Consider the following 22058-nt stretch of genomic DNA (forward strand, 5'->3'; position numbering starts at 1 on the left):
AAAATTTCTCCGTTTAAATAACTACCAAAGATTTTAAAACTTAGTCTCTTTAATAACTAAGAATCAATGCCTTTCGATTAAACCTTTTTCGAAAGCAAAAGTCTTATTGTAATAATTTCTGAATTATGAAAAAAAGCAATCTTTGGTCACTGCGATTGGGTTTTTCTGGAAAAGAATCCGATAAAATTGAAAAACTAGGATTAGAGAAATTTCTAAAGCATTCCTATGATTCAAAATTCGACAAGCAACTTCCTGCTTTTTTAAACGATGATCCCAAAACGCTTCTTGAATTAAAAGAATTTAAGCAAACTATAAAAGATGCTGATTCTGATGCCAAAAAGAAGATTCTCAAAAAAGAAGTTTATTCAGCCATTGAATTAAGAAGATGGTGGATTAATAAAATGCGAACAGATGAATTTCCGCTTCGGGAAAACATGGTTTGTTTTTGGCATAATCACTTCGTATCGACTTCTCAAAAAGTAAAAGTAAATTATTGGATTTATCAGCATAATATGATTTTGCGCGAAAATGCTTTTGGAAACTTCAAAGAGTTGACAAAGCAAATCGTAAAATCAAATGCGATGATAAAGTATTTGGACAATGTCGATAATAAAAAAGGAAAGTACAACGAGAATCTAAGTCGGGAATTGCTGGAATTATTCACCATCGGGATTGGAAATTATACCGAAAGCGACATCAAAAATGGAGCAAAAGCACTGGCGGGTTTAAATTATGGCGATGATGGCGGTGCGTACAGAAAAATGCCAGAAGACAACAGCGATAAAACCTATTTTGGGAAAACTGGAAACTGGAAGGCAGATGATTTGGTAGATATTATTTTTGAACAGAAAAATATGCCTTATCTCATTACTAGAAAAATTCTGAAATGGTTTATTTATGATAATCCGCCAGAAGATTTGGTGGTTTATTATGGAGATTATTTCCGAAAGAAAAACTTCGAAATCCAACCTTTGCTGACGAAGATTTTTACTGAAGAATATAAAAAAGAGAATTCGGGAAACAAAATCAAAGATCCGTTGGTCTATATCATTCAGTTGATTGATGAATTGGAGGTGAAAGATTTTGATGATGCGATGATCGCACTTTTCCTGCGTCAACAAGGAATGGATTTGTACAATCAGGTAAATGTGAAAGGTTGGGACGGCGGAAATTCTTGGCTGACTTCTCAAATTTATTTACAGCGAAATAATACGTCTGATTTGCTTTGTAGCGGAAGAAGTATTTCAAGAAAAGTTTTTAATAACATGACTGGAGAAGAGGAGAAGCCAAAAACCGAATTTGAAAAAATCGATGTGAAAATTGATTTTGACTCCAATGGAAACAATAAAACAATCATTGCTGAATTGTCAAACCGATTATTATTTGACGTAAACGAGTCGATGCAAAAAGATATGGAAAATTTGCTGAAATACGATTTTGATCCAAAAGAAGAACATGCAAATTTCGCTGTAATTCGATTGTTTAATTACATTACAAAATTGCCCGAATATCAATTAATTTAGAAAATAAGAAATCATGAACAGAAGAAGTTTTCTAACATTGACAGGAACTTTTACAGGCGGAATGCTTGTATTGCCTGATTTTTTACATGCTTTTGGTTCGCAAACGAATTTAGTTGTTGGCGAACAATGCATCGTTTTTGTTCAATTGAATGGCGGAAACGACGGTTTGAATACTTTTATTCCGTATGATGATCCGTTGTATTATGATTTTCGGACTAAAATTGCTTTAAATAAAGATGCTGTTATTGGGAAAAATAAAGGAATGGCATTTCATCCTTCTTTAAAAGATTTTGCCCAAATGCAACAAAACGGAGATTTGACTGTGATTCAGAATGTCGGTTATCCAGAACCAATTCGCTCGCATTTTAGAAGTCAGGAAATTTGGCAAACCGCAACCGATTCTAATAAATATATTAACGAAGGCTGGCTCGGAAGATTCTTGGATTTGCAATGCAACGGACATCAGGCGACAGCCGGAATCAATTTAGATTCGATTGATAATTTGGCTTTAAAAGGAATAGAACCAAATTTTATCACCATAAAAGATCCAAACCGATTTAAAGTAAAATCGAAAGAAGAGAATGTGACTTTGTCTCAGAATCCGCATTTAGATTTTGTTCGAAAAATTGCCAATTCGGTTACCGAAGGTTCCGATGAAATTCAGAAAGCATTGGCCAAATCAAAAAATGAAATCACTTATCCAAAAACAGAATTGTCTAAAAATTTAGAATGGATTTCAAGATTGATAAAAGGAAATCTAAATTCAAAAGTTTATTACACTTCTCTGGGCGGATTCGACACGCACGATAATCAGCTTACAATTCAAGAAAGAAAATTAGCAGATTTAAATGATGCGCTTTATAGTTTTTACAGCGATTTAAAACAAGCGCAATTACTTCAAAACGTTACAATAGTAGTTTTCTCAGAATTTGGACGACGAGTAAAAGACAACGGAAACGGAACCGATCACGGAACTGCTGCGCCAATGTTTATAATCGGAGGAAATAATAAAGGAACTGTTTTAGGAAAAAATCCAAACTTAGCCGACTTAGACAACGGAGATTTAAAATACGAAATAGATTTTAGAAGTGTGTACGCCTCATTATTAAAACAAAAAATGGATTTTGATTATTCTGAAATAGGTATTACAAATAAACCAGTTTCTGGATTGTTTTAGGAATAAGAAAGTCATCCCATTTTTGTCATTCCGACGAAGGAGGAATCTCAGCAAAGTAATTCCATAAAGTATATAACCAATCTTTGTCGAGCTACTTGCGGAGATTCCTCCTTCGTCGGAATGACAAGTTAGTGGAGTATTATTTGTGAAATTTGAATTAAATAACCACAAAGATTTGCATTAATTCGTGAATTGCTTCGCCTGTTCGCTATCGCTCGGGTCGTGGCAAAAAAAACTCAGTCCCTTAGCATCTCAGAACCTTAGAACCTCAATTCAATATTCTCATTTTAAGCCGATTTTTTTATATTATCATACAAAACCTGCTAAATTTGTTAAGAAATCCTTTTTTGTTTCATAAAATGCAATCTTTTTTTTGGCGCACTAAAAATAATTTATACATTCGCAGAGAATTTAAATAATAACACAAACAAAATGGCATCTAACCGTTTTTATTTTAGCAACAATTTTTATTTCTTCTTTAGTAGAAGTCAGGATTGTGCTATGGTTATTTGAGATAAAATTTGAGACAAATAAAACTAATATACAATCCTGATGCAAATCAGGATTTTTTTTTGACTATATGACAACGAAAATTGCAATACAAGGTATTAAAGGATCATTTCATCATCAGGTTGTGAAGGAGTATTTCTCTGAAAATGTGGATATTGATGAATGCTTATCTTTTGAAGAATTGATCGACAGCCTTATTGCCGGAAAATCTGATCAAGCTGTAATGGCGATCGAAAATTCAATTGCAGGTCCGATTATTCCAAATTATGCCTTGATCGACAAGAATAATTTGCACATTATTGGAGAGCATTATTTAAATATCCAGCAGAATTTAATGGCTTTAAAAGGTCAGAAAATAGAAGATATTAGAGAAGTTCATTCGCACCCAATGGCACTTTTGCAGTGTATGGATTTCTTGAAACAATATCCAAATATCAAATTGGTTGAGGATAAAGATACAGCAGAAACAGCAAGAAGAATTCAGGAAAAACAATTAACCGGAATTGCTGCAATTGCAAGTGAAACAGCAGCTGAAATGTACGATCTTGATATTATTGTATCATCGATTCAAACGATCAAAAATAATATGACACGTTTCGTAATCATCAAAAAGCAAAATTCATTTTTGCCAGAAAGCGAAATCAACAGAGCTTCTGTCAAATTTGAATTAGATCATAAAAGAGGAAGCTTAGCAGCAGTTTTGAATGTAATGAGCGACTGCAAACTGAATTTGACAAAAATCCAGTCGCTTCCAAAAATAGAAACACCTTGGAAATATTCCTTCTTCGTAGACGTAACATTTGAGAAATACGAAGATTTTGCAAAAGCAAAAGCATTATTAACCATAATGGCTGAATATTTTAAAGTGTTGGGAGAATATAAAAACACAAAACCTTAAAGGAGTTATAAATTATAAGTTAAGAGTTATAAGTTAGAAAGCTTAAAGCTTATGGCCTAAAGCCTTAAGCAAAAAATTAAAAGCAAATAAAAAATGATTACAACAGCAAAACGATTAGACACAGTTGAAGAATACTACTTCTCATCAAAACTAAGAGAAGTGAGACAACTGATGTCTGAAGGAAAATCGATCATCAATATGGGAATTGGAAGCCCTGATTTGAGTCCGTCGAAAGCAGTAATTGAGGCAGTAGCTTCAGCAATTCAGGACGAGAATGGGCATGGTTATCAGAGTTATCAGGGATTACCAGAAATGAGGCAGGCAATGGCAGATTTTTATCAAAATCAGTTTGGTGTTGAAGTGAATCCAAATAATGAGATTTTACCTCTTATGGGTTCAAAAGAAGGAATAATGCATATTTCGCTTGCATTTTTAAATCCAGGCGATCACGTTTTAATTCCGAATCCAGGTTATCCAACTTATACTTCGGTAACCAATTTGGTAGAAGCAGTTCCGGTTTATTATGATTTGAAAGAAGAAAATGCATGGGAACCAGACTTCGAAGCTTTAGAAAAATTAGATCTTTCGAAAGTAAAATTAATGTGGCTGGGATATCCGCACATGCCAACAGGAGCTAGAGGAAGTTTAGCGTTATTTGAAAAATTGGTTGCTTTTGCTAAAAAACACAACATATTATTGATCAATGATAATCCGTATAGTTTTGTTTTGAATGATAATCCGATGAGTTTATTGCAAGTTGAAGGTGCGAAAGATGTGGCTTTAGAATTAAACTCTTTAAGTAAAACATTCAACATGGCAGGCTGGAGAGTCGGTATGGTTTTAGGAAATCCTGAAATTATCGATGCGGTTCTAAAAGTAAAAAGCAATATGGACAGCGGGATGTTCTACGGAATTCAGAAAGGAGCAATTGCAGCTTTAAAATGTGATAAATCTTGGTTTGAAGATCAAAACAAAATTTACAAACGCCGTAGAGAATTGACTGAAAAACTAGCAGAAAAATTAAACTGCAAAGTATATAAAGAAGGAGTTGGGCTTTTTGTCTGGGCCAAACTTCCAGAAGGAATAGCATCAGCAGAGAAGTTCATTGACGAAATATTATATGAGAAACATATTTTCATTACACCGGGAACCATTTTTGGAAGCAATGGAGAAGGTTATATCAGATTCTCATTGTGTGTAAAAGAAGAAAAAGTACAAGAAGCGATTGATCGATTTTAGAAGCAAGAGGCAAGACTTTTTCAAAACTTGGAATTTTAAAAAATTATGAAAGTATACGTAATAGGAATAGGATTAATAGGCGGTTCGATGGTGCTGGACATCAAGGAAAAGCATCCGAATGCGACTATTTTCGGAATTGACAGTAACGAACAGCATTTGCAGCAAGCAATTGACTTAGGCGTTATTGACGAAGCAGGAAGCTTTGAAGATTTACAAAAAGCAGATTTTGTAATCGTATCAGTTCCGGTAGATGTTGCGCTGACAGTTTTGCCGAAAGTTCTGGATGCCGTTGGAGACAAAACGATTGTCTTTGAAGTAGGATCAACTAAAAAGCCAATATGTGATGTAGTGGCAAATCATCCGAAAAGAAGAAATTTTATTGCCACGCATCCAATTGCAGGAACAGAGTTTTCTGGACCTTCAGCAGCAATAAAAGGTTTGTTTAACGGAAAAACAAACATTATTTGTGAAGTGGAAAAAACCGCTTTCAAATTGCAAGAAAAAGCGTTACAGCTTTTCAGCGAAATCGGAATGAGAATTCGATATATGGATCCCGTTTCACACGACAAACACATTGCTTACGTTTCGCATTTATCGCACATTAGTTCGTTTATGCTCGGAAAAACAGTAATGATTAAAGAAAAAGACGAACAGGATATTTTTGATATGGCGGGAAGTGGATTTGAAAGCACCGTTCGTTTGGCAAAAAGTTCACCAGCAATGTGGACACCGATTTTTAAACAAAACAAAGAATACGTTCTGGAAACCTTAGAAGGTTATATTGCAAATCTGACTCAGTTTAGAGATTTGCTGGCAGACGACAATTACAACGCCATTTTTGAAGAAATGGAAAGTGTAAATAAAATTAGAGAAATATTAAACGGAATAACTATAAAAAAGTAAACTATAAAAACGATGGAAAATAAAAAAGAAATGAGAAAGTGGTTAGAGGATTTCAATTTAAATCACCCACTTGTGATAGCTGGACCTTGTAGTGCAGAAACTGAAGATCAAGTTTTGAAAATCGCTCACGAATTAAAAGATTCAAAAGTTAGCGTATTCAGAGCTGGAATCTGGAAACCAAGAACTCGTCCAGGAGGATTTGAGGGTGTTGGTGAAATTGGATTAAAATGGTTACAAAAAGCAAAAGCTGAAACTGGTTTATTAATGGGGACTGAAGTTGCAACTGCGGCTCACTGTAAACTAGCTTTAGAACACGATATCGACGTATTATGGGTTGGAGCACGTACAACTGCAAACCCTTTCGCAGTTCAAGAAATTGCTGATACATTAAAAGGAACTGATAAAATTGTTTTGGTAAAAAACCCTGTAAACCCAGATTTAGCTTTATGGTTAGGTGGTGTTGAGCGTTTACACATGGCAGGTATCGAGAAATTAGGTGTGATCCACAGAGGTTTCTCTACTTACGAAAAAACAAAATACAGAAATATTCCAGAGTGGCAGATTGCTATCGAATTGCAAAATAAATTCCCTGATTTACCATTAATCATCGATCCATCTCACATTACAGGAAACCGTAATATGATTTTCGAAGTAACTCAAGAGGCTTTAGACTTGAACTACGATGGTATGATCATTGAAACGCACTTTGATCCAGACAATGCTTGGTCTGATGCTGCGCAACAAGTAACTCCAGATGCTTTGAAACAAATCATTAAAGATTTGACGATCAGAAAAACGGATGATACTACAGACGAGTACAGCCAAAAAATGAAAAAACTAAGAGCTAACATCGACGTTCTTGATGCTAACTTATTAGAGTTGTTAGGAAAACGTATGAAAGTGGCTGACGAAATTGGTCAAGTGAAAAAAGATGCAAACGTTGCGATTCTTCAAAACAACCGTTGGAACGAAATCTTAGGAAAAATGATTTTGGAAGGTGAGAAAAAAGGTCTTACTGAAGAATTCGTTTTGAGAATGTTCAAAGCAATTCACCAAGAAAGTATTGGTCACCAAGAGAAAATTTTCAACGCATAATTTTCTTTAAAATATAATTATGATATAAGTTAGTTTGGAATCTTTTGAACTTTGTTTCTAAGTTTTCTTATAGCATAATTTACATTAGATTGTTTTTTGTAAAATCTCCATCACTTAAGTAAGAAGTGGTGGAGATTTTTTTTGGAAATAATTGACGCAAGTTTTACATAGAAAATGAATCTGTTAATCTGCAAAATCTATCAGAAAAAACAATTGCCTACGGATTTTGCAGATTAAACTGATAAAAAAATAATTATCTTCCCAACCTTTTAACCTTTTTTGTTCTCTATACAATTATAACTTTAAATTTCTAAGCCATGAAACTGAAACAGCTTTTGCAAATGCAAGCGATTTCTCAAAGAAGAATTAATTTATTTCTTTGCTTTTTGTTGTTTTTTGGAACAAAAACTTTTGCGCAAAGTCCAGAATTGACAGTCAAAGGAGAGGAAGCTGAAAAAGTCAGAATGAGTCAGTTAAAGGTTAATGTGAAAATTGTGGGCAATATTGCTTACACGACAGCTGAAATGCATTTTTTTAATTCGGGAACTCGCCAGATGGAAGCAGAGCTTATTTTTCCATTGCCTGAAAATGTTTCGGTTTCAAGATATGCCATTGACATCAACGGGAAATTGCGAGAAGCTGTTCCAGTAAACAAAAATAAAGGAAAACAGGTTTTCGAAGCTATTGAGCATCGTCGTGTCGATCCAGGTTTATTGGAAAAAGTCGATGGAAATAATTTTAAAACCAGAATTTATCCGTTAATGCCAAACGGCGAACGAATTGTTGTCATTGGTTATGAAGAAGAGCTTTCGGCCTCTGATAAAGATAATTTGGTATATCAGCTTTTGAGCCGTTATCCTAAGAAGTTGGATAAATTCGAAATCAACGTTTCAGTTTTGGGCGCTGCTGCGAAGCCAGTCGTAAGTGGAGAATCTGAAAAAGAAATTGTTTTCTCAAAATGGAATCAATCTTTTGAGGCTTCTGAAAAGAAAGATAACTATCAACCTGCTGAAAAAATACGTATTAAAATTCCGATTCAGCAAGATATTCCGGGTATTGTCATGCAGAATGTGGGTGGGCAATACTATTTCTACGGAAATACTTTTGTTGAAGGAGCAAAAGCGGCAAAGAAAACTCCAGCTACAATTGGTTTGATTTGGGATAATTCCTTAAGCTGTCAAAACCGTGATTTGAAAAAAGAATTGGATTTGTTGGATGCTTATTTTCAAAAAATAAAAAACACAAAAGTGACTTTGTACTTTCTGAATTACACTTTTGAAAAACAAAGAGAGTTTGTAATTTCAAACGGAAATTGGTCAGAATTAAAAGTGCTTTTGGAAAAAACAAGATACGATGGTGGCACTCGCTTCTCACAGATCAATTTCGAAAATCAGGATGAATATTTATTCTTTTCAGACGGATTGTCTTCTTTAAGTGACAATGTTCTTCCAAAAACAAAAAAGCCAATTTACGCGATCACCTCTTCTGTTTCTGCTGATTTTGCTTTTCTGAATTTTTCGTCAACAAAAACAGGCGGAAATTTCATCAATTTGAATCAGACAAATGCTGAAACGGCTTTGGATAAATTGACCAACACAAGTTTAAAATTTCTTGGTACAAAAGAAAATCTTACGTTGACGGATTTATTTCCAATGGAAGGAAGTTCAGTTTCTGGAAATTTCAGTTTTTCAGGAATTTCTTTGAATCCAAAAAATGAAATTACATTGCTTTTTGGTTATGGAAATGAGGCAGTTTTAGAGCGAAAAATAACCTTAGATGCAACACTTCAAAATACAACTGATATCAATGTCGAGAAACTTTGGGCGCAGAAAAAGATCGCCAACTTGGAATTGCAATACACTAAAAATGCAGATGAAATTGAGCTTTTAGGAAAGAAATTCGGAATCGTAACCAAAAACACTTCGTTGATTGTGTTGGAAAATGTTCGCGATTATATTATGTATGATATTTTACCTCCAGCTGAATTGCGTGCCCAGTTCGACCAAATTAAAAAACAAGAGCACGATGCAACATTGGCGCAACAAAAAAATAATTGGGAAAGTATTGACAGTTATTTCAATAGCATAAATGGATGGTGGAAAAAAGATATCAAATATAAAGGGCAAAAAATTGCATCTAAATATAAATCTAAGAATGAGGTTCAACCAGGAATAGCTTATGGACGTGAAACGATAAAAGGAGATCCTGATGCCACATTAACAATTGATGAGCCTATTGGAGCAGGTAATGCAGCAACTATTGTGGAAGAAGATAATACCGTTCCTGCACCGCCACCTGCACCAAAAGCTGATCAAGTCAAATTTGTTACTCCTGTTGTAGCAAAAGCGGAAGAAATTACAATAGATCCTCCAAAAATTGTTGATATAAAAGATAAAAAAGTGGGAAGTGAACAATCAGAGGCAGTCGTTGTTGTAGGATATGGAACTCAAAAGAGAAGTGATGTAACTGGTGCGGTCGGAAGTGTTTCACAAAGAGATATTTCAAAAGCACTTGAAAGTAAAGTTCCCGGAGTGCAAGTTGATGAAAATGTGACAGATTTAAATAGAGGTTATTTGTCAAATGTTTCGAGAAAGCCTTTGTTAATCGTTGATGGTCAGTTTTATGAGGGAGAATTAACCGATTTAAATTCAGATGATATCGAATCAACTGAAGTTTTGAAAGATGCAGCAAGAATTGCTACTTATGGAAGCAGGGCAGCAAATGGAGTTATAATTATAACAACAAAAAAGAAATCTTCAAATAGTATCGTCCAAACAAAAAGTTGGAATCCAGATCGATTGTATTTAAAAGCATTGGCATCGGCACCAAAAGAAAAACAATATGATTTGTATTTTGAATTGCGAAAAGCAAATGAAAGAAACCCAAGTTTTTATTTTGATGTGGCACACTTTTTCTACAATCAAGGCGACGTGAAAAAGGCATTACTAATTGTGAGTAATATTGCCGATTTAGGTTTAGAAAATCATCAGCTTTACAAAACGCTTACGTATACTTTGCGTGAGTGGAAAGATTATCAAGATGCCGTTTTTACAGCCAAACAAGTCGTAAAATGGAGAGAACATGAACCACAAAGTTTAAGAGATTATGCATTGACTCTTGAAGATGCAGGAAAATATCAAGAAGCTTTTGATGAATTGATAAAATCGCTTGAGGTGAATTATTACGGAGAAATGAGCGGACAATACGAAGGAGTTGAAGATATTATTTTGATGGATATCAACCGCTTGATCACTGGACATCCAAATTTGAAAACAGGTAAACTAGACAAAAAATATCTTGCAAAAATGCCTGTAGATATCAGAATTATCATGAATTGGAATTTGATGGATGTTGATTTAGATTTGCATGTGATTGAACCAACGGGTGAAGAGTGTTATTATAGCCACACCGACACTGAAATTGGCGGAAGATTTTCAAAAGATTTTACGCAAGGTTATGGTCCAGAACAATATTTGATCAGAAATGCAGTAAAAGGAAAATATCAAATCGAAACGAATTTCTTTGGCGAAAGTGCATTGACAGAAGATGGTCCTGCAACTGTAATGATAGAAATTTATACTACCAAAGCAGGAAAAGTGTCAAGAACTTTGAAAACCATTCAAATAGGAAAATTGAAAGAAAATGAGGTTTTAGCCGAAATTGTTTGGTAAGATTCCGAATTTCCTAAGCTTAGATTTAAATTTAAAAGGTGAAATTGCGTTCTTCAATTCAAAAAACGTAATTTTGCCTTTTAAAATTTTTAGATTTCTCAATAGTAAATTCAGAAATCTAAAATCTTCAATCTAAAATTTGAATGACAGGAACCGTTTATAAATCTACAGGAAGTTGGTATACCGTAAAATCTGAAAATGGAGATTTTGTCGAATGCCGTATGAAAGGGAAATTCAGAATAAAAGGTATAAAAAGTACCAACCCAATTGCTGTAGGTGATATTGTTGATTATGAATTAGAAAAAACTTCAGATGCCGTTACGGGACTGATTCATAATATCCACGAAAGAAAAAACTATATCGTTCGTAAGTCGGTTAATTTGTCTAAGCAGATTCATATTATTGCTTCCAATATCGATCAGGTTTTTTTATTGGTGACAATTGATAATCCGCCAACGACTACAAGTTTTATCGATCGTTTTTTGGTTACTGCCGAAGCATACGGAATTGAAGCGATTTTAATTTTTAATAAAATTGATACTTTAAATGATCAGACTTTAGACGATCAGCTTTACTTACAACATATTTATCAGGAAATTGGATATAAATGCCTCCGAATTTCATCCACAGAAAACAAAGGCGTTGACAAGCTGAAAGAAATGATGATTGGTAAAGTAAGTATGTTTTCAGGACATTCTGGAGTTGGAAAATCAACTTTGGTAAATGCTATGGAACCGAGCCTCCATTTAAAAACTTCGGTAATTTCAGAACAAAGCAAACAAGGACAGCATACTACTACCTTTGCCGAAATGTATGATTTGTCATTTGACGCGCGAATTATCGATACGCCAGGAATCAAAGGTTTCGGAATTGTGGATATGGAGCCGTCAGAAATCAGCGGTTATTTTCCAGAATTCTTCAGACTGAAAGATCAATGCAAGTTTAACAATTGTTTACATAAGGAAGAACCACATTGCGCCATAAAAGCAGCTCTTGAAAAAGATGAAATCGCTTGGTCACGTTACAACAGTTATTTAAAAATCCTTGAAGGTGACGAAGAACATTATCGTACGGATATGTACGGTGAAGATCGCGCCGCGAGTGATGAAACAAGAAAATAAAAATTAAATTCCAATTTTCTAAATTCCAAATTCCAATTGATTAACGCAACGTTTAGATTGTAGAGATGCACTGCAGTGCATCTAGCGCATAGTATAAAAAACCGTTAATCTGTGGCATTAACCGCAATTCAGCATTTATAATGAGAGTAATAATTCAGAGAGTTTCAGAGGCATCAGTAACCGTAGAAGGAAATAAAGTTGCAAACATTAAAAAAGGTTTATTGGTTTTAGTTGGGATTGAAGATGCCGATACTCAGGAAGATATTGATTGGCTTGCTGGGAAAATCGTAAAAATGAGAATTTTTGGAGACGAAAATGATGTTATGAACTGCTCGGTTCAAGATGTTGATGGCGATATCATTGCAGTCAGCCAATTTACACTTCACGCTTCAACAAAAAAGGGAAACCGTCCTTCTTACATAAAAGCGGCCAAACCAGATTTTGCTATTCCGATGTATGAAAACTTCGTAAAAACATTAGAAAAGGAATTTGGTAAAAAAATCCAAACCGGAATTTTTGGTGCCGACATGAAAGTCAGCTTGTTAAATGACGGACCCGTAACAATTGTCATGGACAGCAAAAACAGAGAGTAAAAAAATATAAACAAATGTTAAGAATTTCTAAAAATAATATATATTTGGAGAAATTACTTACTAATGAAAACCCCCTTTTTTGCGTTACTTTTATTCTTAACTACCCTTAATTTTTATGCTCAAAAAGCAAATTATGCTATTGCTACAATTCCAGATAGTTTAAAGCAAAATGCAAATGCGGTCGTTCGATTAGACCAAATGGATGTGAACATTGTTTCGCAACGAAGCATGATTATCAAAAAACAAAGAATTGTAACGGTCTTAAACGACAAGGGACTTTCTGATATTGAAGCTTATGAACACTACGACAAAACAACTTCGATAAACAGCATTGAAGCAATTGTTTATGACCTAGCTGGCAATGAAATCAAAAAAATAAGACGAAAAGATTTTAGAGATCAAAGTGCAGTGGGTGGCAGTACGCTTTTTTCTGATAGCCGAGTGGTTTATCTAAATTATACACCAATTTCATATCCGTTTACAGTTGTTTATACCTGTGAAACTGAAACCTCAAACACCGCTTTTTTACCACGATGGTATTTTTTAGGAGGTTATAATGTAAGCGTTGAAAAATGTATTCTAAATGTCACTTTTCCAAGTGATTTAGGTTTCAAGAAAAAAGAATTTCAATTTGCTGGATTTAATATAAAAAAGACAGAAGAAACCGCTACAAAATTGAGTTATGTTGCATCAAATATTTTGGCACAAAAAGCAGAAGATTTGAGTCCGTCGCCAGGCGATTTATTTCCAAAAATCATAATGGGCTTAGAGAAATTTCATTTAGAAGGTGTTGATGGAACTGCAACAACTTGGGAAGCATTTGGAAAATGGTATGGCGATAAAATTCTTACTGGAACGACGACTTTGCCAGAAGAAACCAAAGCCAAAATGAAAGCGCTTGTAGGTGATGAAAAAGATCCAATCAAGAAAGCAAAAATCATTTATGATTATGTACAGAAAAAATCACGTTACGTAAACATCGCAATTGGTATTGGCGGATGGAAGCCGATGTTGGCGAGTGATGTCGATCGTTTGGGGTATGGAGATTGTAAAGCTTTGTCAAATTACACAAAAGCACTTTTGCAGGCTGTTGATGTTCCTTCATACAATACAATTTTATTTGGTGATCCATACAAATTTAATATTCAATCTGATTTTGTTTCGATGCAGGGAAATCACATGATATTGGCAATTCCAAATGGTGATAATTATACTTGGTTGGAATGTACAAGTCAAGACATTCCGTTTGGTTATCAAGGAACTTTTACTGATGACCGTGACGTTTTGGTAGTAAAACCAGAAGGTGGCCAAATCGTTCGAACAAAAGTGTATGATGACAAAGGAAATACTCAAAAAGATAAAGGAGTATATACTATAGATGAAAACGGACATTTTTCCGGCTCAATTTCAATCGTGTCTGAAGGTTCTCAATACAATGAAAAGTACAGAATCGAAACATATCAGCCAACAGAAAAAGAAGCGCATTACAAAGAGTATTGGGACAATATCAATAATCTTAAATTAGGAAAAATTGCTTTTGCAAACGATAAAGAGAACATTCGTTTTACCGAAGATGTCCAACTTAGCGCGATTAATTATGCTTCAATTTCGGCAAACAAAATGATTTTTGTTATTGATGTTTTCAATCAAAATAATCATAGTGTGAAGCGCATCAGAAATAGAAAAAATCCGTTCCAAATTCAGCGAGGCTATTTAGATTCTGATGAAATTGAAGTCAATCTTCCTGCTGGTTTTTCAATCGAATTTCTTCCTGCGAATTATGAATTGAAAGGGAAATTTGGCGAATATAAAACCGAAATCATCAAAAAAGACACTAATAAGCTCATCTACAAACGAAGCATGTTTTTGAACAAAGGAAAATATTCAAATAAAGAATATGATGAATATCGCCTTTTTATGGAACAGGTTTCAAAAAATGATAACGCCAAAATTATACTTACCAAAAATTAATACTAAACTAACCACGAACTACCAAAATGAAACTAATTAAACTTTTAAGTCTTTCAGTCACACTGTTGTTTTTTTCAAAAATAACAGCTCAAGAATTTAAACTCGGAAAAGTATCTATTGCTGAATTAGAGCAAAAAGTACATCCTAAAGATTCAACAGCTCCGGCGGCTATTTTGTATGAAAAAGGAAAAGCGAGAATTGAGTTCGATCAAACGGAGGGTTTTATTACTGTCACCGATGTAGAAGCAAGAATTAAAATTTACAAAAAAGAAGGTTATGATTGGGCGAATCAGGAAGTTTGGTATTATAAGCAGGCTAATTTTAATGAAAAAGTAACCTTTTCAGATGCATGTACTTACAATTTGGTTAATGGAAAGATTGAAAAAACGAAACTAAAAACAGAAGGAACATTTGATGAAGTTTTGAATAAATTCAGATCTCAAAAGAAAATTACGATGCCTAACGTAAAAGAAGGTTCTGTAATTGAATATAAATATACAATCAAAAGCCCAAGCCGCTCAATTCGAGAATGGCAATTTCAAGAAACTATTCCAGTAAATTATTCTGAATTTGTAACCTGTATCCCAGAGTATTATATCTTTAATTCTGTAGGGAAAGGATATCTTACGCCAAAAGTTTCTACAACTAGAAATAATAAATCATTTATTATTACGAGTAAAGAAAGAAGTGGCTTTTATGTGTCAAAAACTGACTTTTCAACAGATAAGATAGAATATTTTGAAAATCAAACGACCTATATTGCCGAAAATTTTCCGGCAATGAAAGAGGAAGCTTTTGTGAATAATATGGATAATTATGTTTCAAGCATTCAGCATGAATTATCAATGACAAAGTTTCCAAATGAACCTATGAAGTCATATTCTACAGATTGGAATTCGGTAGTGAAAACAATATACGATTATGATAGTTTTGGTGCAGAATTAAACAAAACGGGTTATTATGAAGATGATTTAAAAGTACTTCTTGCTGGGAAAAATACACCAGAAGAAAAAATTTGGGTGATTTTAAATCATGTAAAATCCAATGTGAAATGGAATGGATACAGTGGTTACGATTGTGACAACGGAGTTAGAAAAGCCTACAAAGAAAAAACAGGAAACATTGGCGACATTAATTTAATGCTTACTTCGATGCTTCGATATGCTGGTTTGACTGCAAATCCAGTTTTGGTAAGTACGCGTGAGAACGGAATTGCTTTGTTTCCTAATAGAACTGCTTTTGACTATGTAATCGCGGCCGTTGAAACACCAAATGGCAATTTATTATTAGATGCTTCAGATAAATTTTCGACACCAAATATTCTTCCTTTTAGAACATTGAACTGGTCTGGAAGATTAATCCGTAAAGACGGAACATCGGAAGAAATTGAACTGACTCCAAAAAAGCTATCAAATGATGCGGTCTTTTTGAATTATAGTGTCAATGCCGACGGAAAAATATCTGGTAAAACTAGAAGACAATGTACAGATCATATTGCACTTCTAACAAGAGAAAGAATTGATGGTATTAAACAAGAAGATTACCTTGAAAAATTAGAAAACAAAAACGGAAAAATCGAAATTAACGATTACACTCGAACAAACGAAAAAGATATTTTACTGCCGACAATAGAAACCTATACATTCACAGGGAATGATTTGTGCGAAATCATTGGAGGAAAAATCTATATCAGCCCAATGTTATTTTTTACGAATGATAAAAATCCGTTTAAGCAGGAAGTAAGAGAATATCCTGTAGATTTTGGATTTCCACAAGTGGAGCGATACAATATCAATATCCAAATTCCAGAAGGTTTTGAGGTTGAAACTTTGCCAACTTCAGCAGCGATAAATATGGAAGATAATGCAGGAAGTTTTAAATTCACTGTTGCTCAAAACGGAAATAATGTACAATTGGTTATTGCAAGTCAAATTAATGACGCCATTTTTTCGGCAGAAAAATATGAAATGCTGAAAGAGTATTATAAAGGCATGATTGCTAAAGAAACTGAAAAAATTGTTTTAAAACGTATCTAATATGAAAGTTCAAAGCCTGGCGATAATCTTTTTTTTATGTTTTGGTTTTTCAAAGATCAATGCTCAAAATTATGAACTCGGAAAAGTGACAATTGCTGAATTGCAAGAAAAAGCAAATCCGAAAGATACTAGTGCGCCGGCGACCATTTTATTTAAAAGAGGACGAACTTTTTTTACGTACAGCAAAGATGTTGGTTTTTCGGCCAATCATGTTTATGAATTTAAAATCAAAATTTACAAAAAAGAAGGACTTAAATGGGCTGATCAAAAAGTGCGTTTTTATGTAGGTTATGAAAACTTGCATGAAGATCGTTTGGAGTTTTCAAATGCGATTACTTATAATTTAGAAAATGGTGCAATCGTAAAAACGAAACTTGACAATCAGGGAACTTTCAAGAAAAAAGTCAATAAATTTTGGAACGAAAAAACAATAACACTTCCTAATGTAAAAGTGGGTTCTGTTATTGAATACAAATACGTTCTTAAATCTGAAAATTTAGTAAAATTGCCTGATTTTGAGATTCAATATGATGTACCCGTAAATTATTTTGAATATAAGACCGAGATTCCAGAATATTATATCTATAAGCCTATTTCAGTTGGAAATTTTCCAATAGAATCTGATGCTAAATTGGTCGGAAAAAGTCAGAGTTTTGAAAATGAGCACAATCAATCGGGTATTCTTTCCTATCAACAAATAAATACTTTTTATAAAGGAAAAGATGTTCCGGCCTTGATCGAAGAGCCATATGTAAATAATGTGGATAATTACCGAGGTTGTATTCAGTTTGAATTGGAGCGCGTGCGTTTTCCGGACAAACCAGATAAAGATTATTCGATTACTTGGGAAGGCGTTGCAACTGAAATTTTTAAGAACGAGCATTTTGGAAAAGAACTCAATGAGAAAAATTTCTTGTTGGATGATGTCAAAAGAGTATTGACCGGTGTTGAATCTCAAAATGACCGAATGAATATCATTTTTAAGTTTGTTCAGAATAAAATGAACTGGAATGAAGAGAATGATTATTACACTGATAAAGGCGTTGTAAAAGCGTATACAGATCAAACGGGAAATGTTGCCGAAATCAATTTTATTTTGATCAATATGCTGAAATTAGCCGGTATTGATGCAAATCCCGTTTTAGTTAGTACGATTGAAAATGGTGTGCCAGTTTACCCAACCCGAACAGGTTTTAATTATGTCATTGCGGGTGCATTGATTGATGGAAAATTAGTTTTGTTAGACGCGACACACAAATACACATGCCCAAACATATTGCCGTTGAATGTTTTAAACTGGAAGGGCAGATTGATTAAAAAAGACGGAACTTCGCAAGAAATAAATTTGGATCCAACAGCTTTGTCTAAAGAATTTTCTACCGTTTTTGGAAAAATCAGCGAAGTTGGAAAAATAGAAGGCAAAATGAGAATTCAGAAAACGGACTATGATGCGTATGCTTTCAGAATAAAAAATGCAGGCCGAAATCAGGAAAATTATCTTGAAAAATATGAAGAAGAATTGGGAGATTTAAAAATCGCCAATTATAAAATTGAAAATGCAAAAGCTAATTTTTCAGAGCCTGTACTCGAGACTTTTGATTTTGTATCAGATAATGTTGTTGAGGTTATTGGCGGACAGCTATTTGTTAATCCGTTGTTGTTTTTTACGAGATCTAAAAATCCTTTTACTCAGGAGAAGAGGCAAATGGGAATTTATTTTGGATATCCATCACTTGAAAAAATAAATCTGAATCTTCAGATTCCAGATGGGTATGAAGTAGAATCAATGCCAAATCCAATCCGAATTTCATCAGAAAATAAAGCAATAGTTTATACATTAAATATTTCGAAACAAGAAAATAAAATTCAAATTAGCTGTAGCAAAGAAATAAACAATAGTATTTTTGCAGCTGACGATTACAATGGACTAAAAGATCTTTTCCAGAAAGTAATTGCCAGTCAGAATGAAAAAATTGTCCTTAAAAAAATATAGCAATGGATTTGAAAAATGCCCAACTTGACGTTGACACTTGGATAAAAGAACATGGTGTTCGTTATTTTAATGAATTGACCAATATGGCGCAACTTACTGAAGAAGTTGGTGAGGTAGCCCGAATTATCGCTCGTCGTTATGGAGAACAATCTGAAAAAGAAAGTGATAAAAACAAAGATTTAGGCGAAGAATTAGCTGATGTTGTTTTTGTTGTTTTATGTCTAGCAAACCAAACCGGAATTGATTTACAAGCCGCTTTTGACAAAAAAATGGATTTAAAATCAGTTAGAGATAAAGATCGTCACAAAAACAACGATAAATTGAAATAATTGTGAAATTTCAGCGCGAATTTTGATTTACGAACGAGGAGTGGTAAATTGCGCACTTGAATTATTGTTCTTAATAATTCGCAACTCATAACTATTATCATGATTTTAAAATTAAGCACGAATTCACCATTCACAATTGATGATTCGCAACTAAATATCACAGGTTCAAAAAGCGAAACGAACCGTTTATTGTTACTAAAAGCTTTATTTCCAAATATTACTTTAGCCAATACTTCAAACTCAGATGACAGCGAAGTAATGCAAAAAGCGTTAGTTGGAAATGATGAAATTGTAGATATCCATCATGCAGGAACAGCAATGCGTTTTTTAACTGCTTATTTTGCGGTGAACGAAGGCAGAGAAGTAGTAATGACGGGTTCTAGCAGAATGCAGGAACGTCCAATTAAAATTTTGGTTGATACTTTAAGACAATTGGGAGTTGAGATTTCGTATGAAAAAGAAGAAGGGTATCCGCCAATTCGAATCAAAGGAAAAAAAGTTACGGCTTCAAAAGTAACTTTGGCAGCTAATGTAAGCAGTCAATATATTTCGGCACTTTTATTAGTAGCTTCAAAATTGGAAAATGGTTTGGAACTGACTTTAGAAGGCGAAATTACTTCGATTCCATATATCAAAATGACTTTGGCTTTGCTTACAGATTTAGATATTAAAACAAGCTTTGAAGGAAATGTAATTAAAGTATTCCCGAAAGAAGCGGTTGAAACAAAAGAAATGGTGGTAGAATCAGACTGGAGTTCTGCTTCTTATTTCTTTAGCCTAGTTGCTTTATCAGATGTTGCGAAAATTACTTTAAGTAGTTACAAAGAAAACAGCTTGCAAGGAGATTCTGAATTAGTTTCTATTTATGAAAAAATGGGTGTGAAAACGACTTTCCAAAACAATAAAATGACTTTGGAAAAAGTGGCTGGATTCAATTATGAAGATGTAAATTTTGAATTGAACAATACGCCAGATATTGCTCAGACAATTGTAGTGACTTGTTTAGGTTTAGGAATTGGATGTCATTTGACAGGTCTTCATACATTGAAAATTAAAGAAACAGACCGACTTGAAGCTTTAAGAATCGAGTTGACAAAATTAGGAGCAAATATTTCGGTTACTAATGATAGCTTGACTTTAGTAAAATCGGATAACATCAATCACGATGTGAAAATCGGAACTTACAATGATCACCGCATGGCAATGGCATTTGCGCCATTGGCAATCAAAGTTCCAATTATTATTGAAGATGCTGGAGTAGTTTCAAAATCATATCCAGATTTCTGGAATGATTTAAAAGCATTAAATTTCCAAATCTCAGAATTGTAATTTTTGAACGATATAAGTCATATAAGTTCATTTAAATAAAAGCTTAACTCAAAGTTTATAAACATAGCCTCTGGTTTCAACCAGAGGTTTTTTTATGCGCATACAAAGTAAACCCAACAGGTTTTTAAAAACTGTCGGGTTTAAAGATGATGTTAATTTGAACTTATATGACTTATATGGTTGAAATATTTAGTGACCCGTTTCAAAAAAGTTAAAATTGACTTAAAGAATAGCTTTTTAAGTCAATCTGAAACCTCAGTAAATCAAGGACTTTTGAAAATAATAGCCAAAACACTTGACAACGCCTATTTCACAATCGTATATTTGCAACCGATTTAAAATTTTAGATACATAAATCTGAAATCTACACGCTAAAATCAATAATTCAAATATGAAATTATCACACTTCAATTTCAACTTACCGAAAGAACTTTTGGCTGAATTCCCAGCAGAAAACAGAGATGAGTCTCGTTTAATGGTAATTGACCGTAAAAAAAATACTATCGAACATAAAATGTTTAAAGACGTTATCAACTATTTTGATGACGGAGACGTTTTAATTCTAAATAATACAAAAGTTTTCCCTGCACGTTTGTACGGAAACAAAGAAAAAACTGGAGCTAGAATTGAAGTTTTCTTATTAAGAGAATTAAATTCTGAGCAAAGACTTTGGGACGTTTTAGTTGATCCAGCTAGAAAAATCCGTATTGGTAACAAACTTTATTTTGGTGATGACGATTCATTAGTTGCCGAGGTAATCGACAATACAACTTCTCGTGGTAGAACTTTACGTTTCTTATACGATGGATCTTACGAGGAATTCAGAAACAAATTGACAGAACTTGGAGAAACTCCAATTCCTAAATACATCAACAGAGATGTAACTCCAGAAGATGCTGAGAGATACCAAACTATCTACGCAAAAGAAGAAGGAGCTGTAGCGGCGCCAACTGCTGGTTTACACTTCTCAAAACACCTTTTGAAAAAATTAGAAATCAAAGGAGTAAATTTTGCTGAGGTAACTTTACACGTTGGTTTAGGAACTTTTAATCCAGTTGAGGTGGAAGATTTATCTAAACACAAAATGGATTCTGAGGAATTGATCATTACTCAAAAAGCTTGTGATATCGTAAACGAAGGAAAAGCAAAGAAAAAACGTATTTGCGCTGTAGGAACAACTTCTATGCGTGCAATTGAAAGTTCTGTTTCTTCTGCTAATACTTTAAATCCTTACGAAGGATGGACAAATAAATTTATTTTCCCTCCTCACGATTTCAGTATTGCAAACTGTATGATCACAAACTTCCACACACCAAAATCAACATTGTTAATGATGATTTCTGCTTTCTGTGGACACGATTTAATGAAAAAAGCATACGAAGAAGCGATCAAAGAAGGATACAAATTCTATTCTTACGGAGACGCAATGTTAATTCTTTAATCGGAATTAATTTTCAAGATATAAACCCGACAGTTTTTTAGAAGCTGTCGGGTTTTCTGTTTTATATGGTTTAATGTTTCAAGTTTAATGTTTCAAGTTTAATGTTTCAAGTTCGTAGTGAAATTAACCACAAAGAGCGCAAGGAATTTTTATCAAGAATAACGTTTACAAATGCTAAGTTCGCAAAGCTTTGCGTTCTTTTTCATAAGACAAACACAAACTGAGCAAA

Annotated in this window: 15 protein-coding genes; all 15 read left to right on the forward strand. The window is 33.8% G+C overall.

Annotation, left to right across the window (positions count from 1 at the left end):
* Window positions 1-125 precede the first annotated feature (125 nt).
* The 15 genes from AAYQ19_RS18870 (at window position 126) to queA (ending at window position 21829) form a co-directional block, all read left to right on the forward strand.
* Window positions 126-1523, forward strand: coding sequence for a DUF1800 domain-containing protein (locus AAYQ19_RS18870; RefSeq protein WP_343538436.1), 1398 nt, complete (start codon window positions 126-128; stop codon window positions 1521-1523).
* 13 nt (window positions 1524-1536) lie between these two features.
* Window positions 1537-2700, forward strand: a complete 1164-nt coding sequence (locus AAYQ19_RS18875; protein WP_343538438.1) for a DUF1501 domain-containing protein — start codon at window positions 1537-1539, stop codon at window positions 2698-2700.
* Between the two features lie 580 nt (window positions 2701-3280).
* The gene (locus tag AAYQ19_RS18880; protein ID WP_343538439.1) at window positions 3281-4108 is read left to right on the forward strand and encodes a prephenate dehydratase; all 828 of its coding nucleotides are present in this window, start codon (window positions 3281-3283) and stop codon (window positions 4106-4108) included.
* A 93-nt stretch (window positions 4109-4201) separates the two neighbouring features.
* A complete protein-coding gene (locus tag AAYQ19_RS18885; protein ID WP_343538441.1) occupies window positions 4202-5347 on the forward strand; it encodes a pyridoxal phosphate-dependent aminotransferase in 1146 nt (381 codons plus the stop codon).
* Between the two features lie 45 nt (window positions 5348-5392).
* Window positions 5393-6250, forward strand: a complete 858-nt coding sequence (locus AAYQ19_RS18890) for a prephenate dehydrogenase (RefSeq protein ID WP_343538442.1) — start codon at window positions 5393-5395, stop codon at window positions 6248-6250.
* 12 nt (window positions 6251-6262) lie between these two features.
* Window positions 6263-7345, forward strand: a complete 1083-nt coding sequence (locus AAYQ19_RS18895; RefSeq protein ID WP_343538443.1) for a chorismate mutase — start codon at window positions 6263-6265, stop codon at window positions 7343-7345.
* Window positions 7346-7662: 317 nt separating this feature from the next.
* Complete coding sequence (locus tag AAYQ19_RS18900) at window positions 7663-11016, forward strand: DUF2135 domain-containing protein (RefSeq protein ID WP_343538444.1); 3354 nt, start codon at window positions 7663-7665, stop codon at window positions 11014-11016.
* 143 nt (window positions 11017-11159) lie between these two features.
* Window positions 11160-12137: a ribosome small subunit-dependent GTPase A gene (gene rsgA / locus AAYQ19_RS18905; protein ID WP_343538445.1), complete on the forward strand. Its 978-nt coding sequence runs from the start codon at window positions 11160-11162 to the stop codon at window positions 12135-12137.
* A 140-nt stretch (window positions 12138-12277) separates the two neighbouring features.
* Window positions 12278-12730, forward strand: a complete 453-nt coding sequence (gene dtd / locus AAYQ19_RS18910) for a D-aminoacyl-tRNA deacylase (RefSeq protein ID WP_343538446.1) — start codon at window positions 12278-12280, stop codon at window positions 12728-12730.
* A gap of 63 nt (window positions 12731-12793) precedes the next feature.
* A complete protein-coding gene (locus AAYQ19_RS18915; RefSeq protein WP_343538447.1) occupies window positions 12794-14701 on the forward strand; it encodes a DUF3858 domain-containing protein in 1908 nt (635 codons plus the stop codon).
* A 26-nt stretch (window positions 14702-14727) separates the two neighbouring features.
* Window positions 14728-16737, forward strand: a complete 2010-nt coding sequence (locus AAYQ19_RS18920; RefSeq protein WP_343538448.1) for a DUF3858 domain-containing protein — start codon at window positions 14728-14730, stop codon at window positions 16735-16737.
* Between the two features lies 1 nt (window position 16738).
* Complete coding sequence (locus AAYQ19_RS18925; RefSeq protein ID WP_343538449.1) at window positions 16739-18730, forward strand: DUF3858 domain-containing protein; 1992 nt, start codon at window positions 16739-16741, stop codon at window positions 18728-18730.
* A gap of 2 nt (window positions 18731-18732) precedes the next feature.
* A complete protein-coding gene (locus AAYQ19_RS18930; protein WP_012022600.1) occupies window positions 18733-19059 on the forward strand; it encodes a nucleotide pyrophosphohydrolase in 327 nt (108 codons plus the stop codon).
* Between the two features lie 99 nt (window positions 19060-19158).
* Window positions 19159-20388: a 3-phosphoshikimate 1-carboxyvinyltransferase gene (locus AAYQ19_RS18935; RefSeq protein WP_343538455.1), complete on the forward strand. Its 1230-nt coding sequence runs from the start codon at window positions 19159-19161 to the stop codon at window positions 20386-20388.
* 391 nt (window positions 20389-20779) lie between these two features.
* Window positions 20780-21829, forward strand: a complete 1050-nt coding sequence (queA, locus tag AAYQ19_RS18940; RefSeq protein ID WP_008465005.1) for a tRNA preQ1(34) S-adenosylmethionine ribosyltransferase-isomerase QueA — start codon at window positions 20780-20782, stop codon at window positions 21827-21829.
* Window positions 21830-22058: the final 229 nt, after the last annotated feature.

It is taken from the genome of Flavobacterium mesophilum (assembly GCF_039581405.1).
Taxonomy (GTDB): domain Bacteria; phylum Bacteroidota; class Bacteroidia; order Flavobacteriales; family Flavobacteriaceae; genus Flavobacterium.

Coding starts and splice junctions, on each gene's coding strand:
- AAYQ19_RS18920 (WP_343538448.1), top strand. CDS start 14,728: ATGAAACTAATTAAACTTTTAAGTCTTTCAGTCACACTGTTGTTTTTT.
- AAYQ19_RS18890 (WP_343538442.1), top strand. CDS start 5,393: ATGAAAGTATACGTAATAGGAATAGGATTAATAGGCGGTTCGATGGTG.
- queA (WP_008465005.1), top strand. CDS start 20,780: ATGAAATTATCACACTTCAATTTCAACTTACCGAAAGAACTTTTGGCT.
- AAYQ19_RS18885 (WP_343538441.1), top strand. CDS start 4,202: ATGATTACAACAGCAAAACGATTAGACACAGTTGAAGAATACTACTTC.
- dtd (WP_343538446.1), top strand. CDS start 12,278: ATGAGAGTAATAATTCAGAGAGTTTCAGAGGCATCAGTAACCGTAGAA.
- AAYQ19_RS18875 (WP_343538438.1), top strand. CDS start 1,537: ATGAACAGAAGAAGTTTTCTAACATTGACAGGAACTTTTACAGGCGGA.
- rsgA (WP_343538445.1), top strand. CDS start 11,160: ATGACAGGAACCGTTTATAAATCTACAGGAAGTTGGTATACCGTAAAA.
- AAYQ19_RS18925 (WP_343538449.1), top strand. CDS start 16,739: ATGAAAGTTCAAAGCCTGGCGATAATCTTTTTTTTATGTTTTGGTTTT.
- AAYQ19_RS18895 (WP_343538443.1), top strand. CDS start 6,263: ATGGAAAATAAAAAAGAAATGAGAAAGTGGTTAGAGGATTTCAATTTA.
- AAYQ19_RS18870 (WP_343538436.1), top strand. CDS start 126: ATGAAAAAAAGCAATCTTTGGTCACTGCGATTGGGTTTTTCTGGAAAA.
- AAYQ19_RS18880 (WP_343538439.1), top strand. CDS start 3,281: ATGACAACGAAAATTGCAATACAAGGTATTAAAGGATCATTTCATCAT.
- AAYQ19_RS18935 (WP_343538455.1), top strand. CDS start 19,159: ATGATTTTAAAATTAAGCACGAATTCACCATTCACAATTGATGATTCG.
- AAYQ19_RS18900 (WP_343538444.1), top strand. CDS start 7,663: ATGAAACTGAAACAGCTTTTGCAAATGCAAGCGATTTCTCAAAGAAGA.
- AAYQ19_RS18915 (WP_343538447.1), top strand. CDS start 12,794: ATGAAAACCCCCTTTTTTGCGTTACTTTTATTCTTAACTACCCTTAAT.
- AAYQ19_RS18930 (WP_012022600.1), top strand. CDS start 18,733: ATGGATTTGAAAAATGCCCAACTTGACGTTGACACTTGGATAAAAGAA.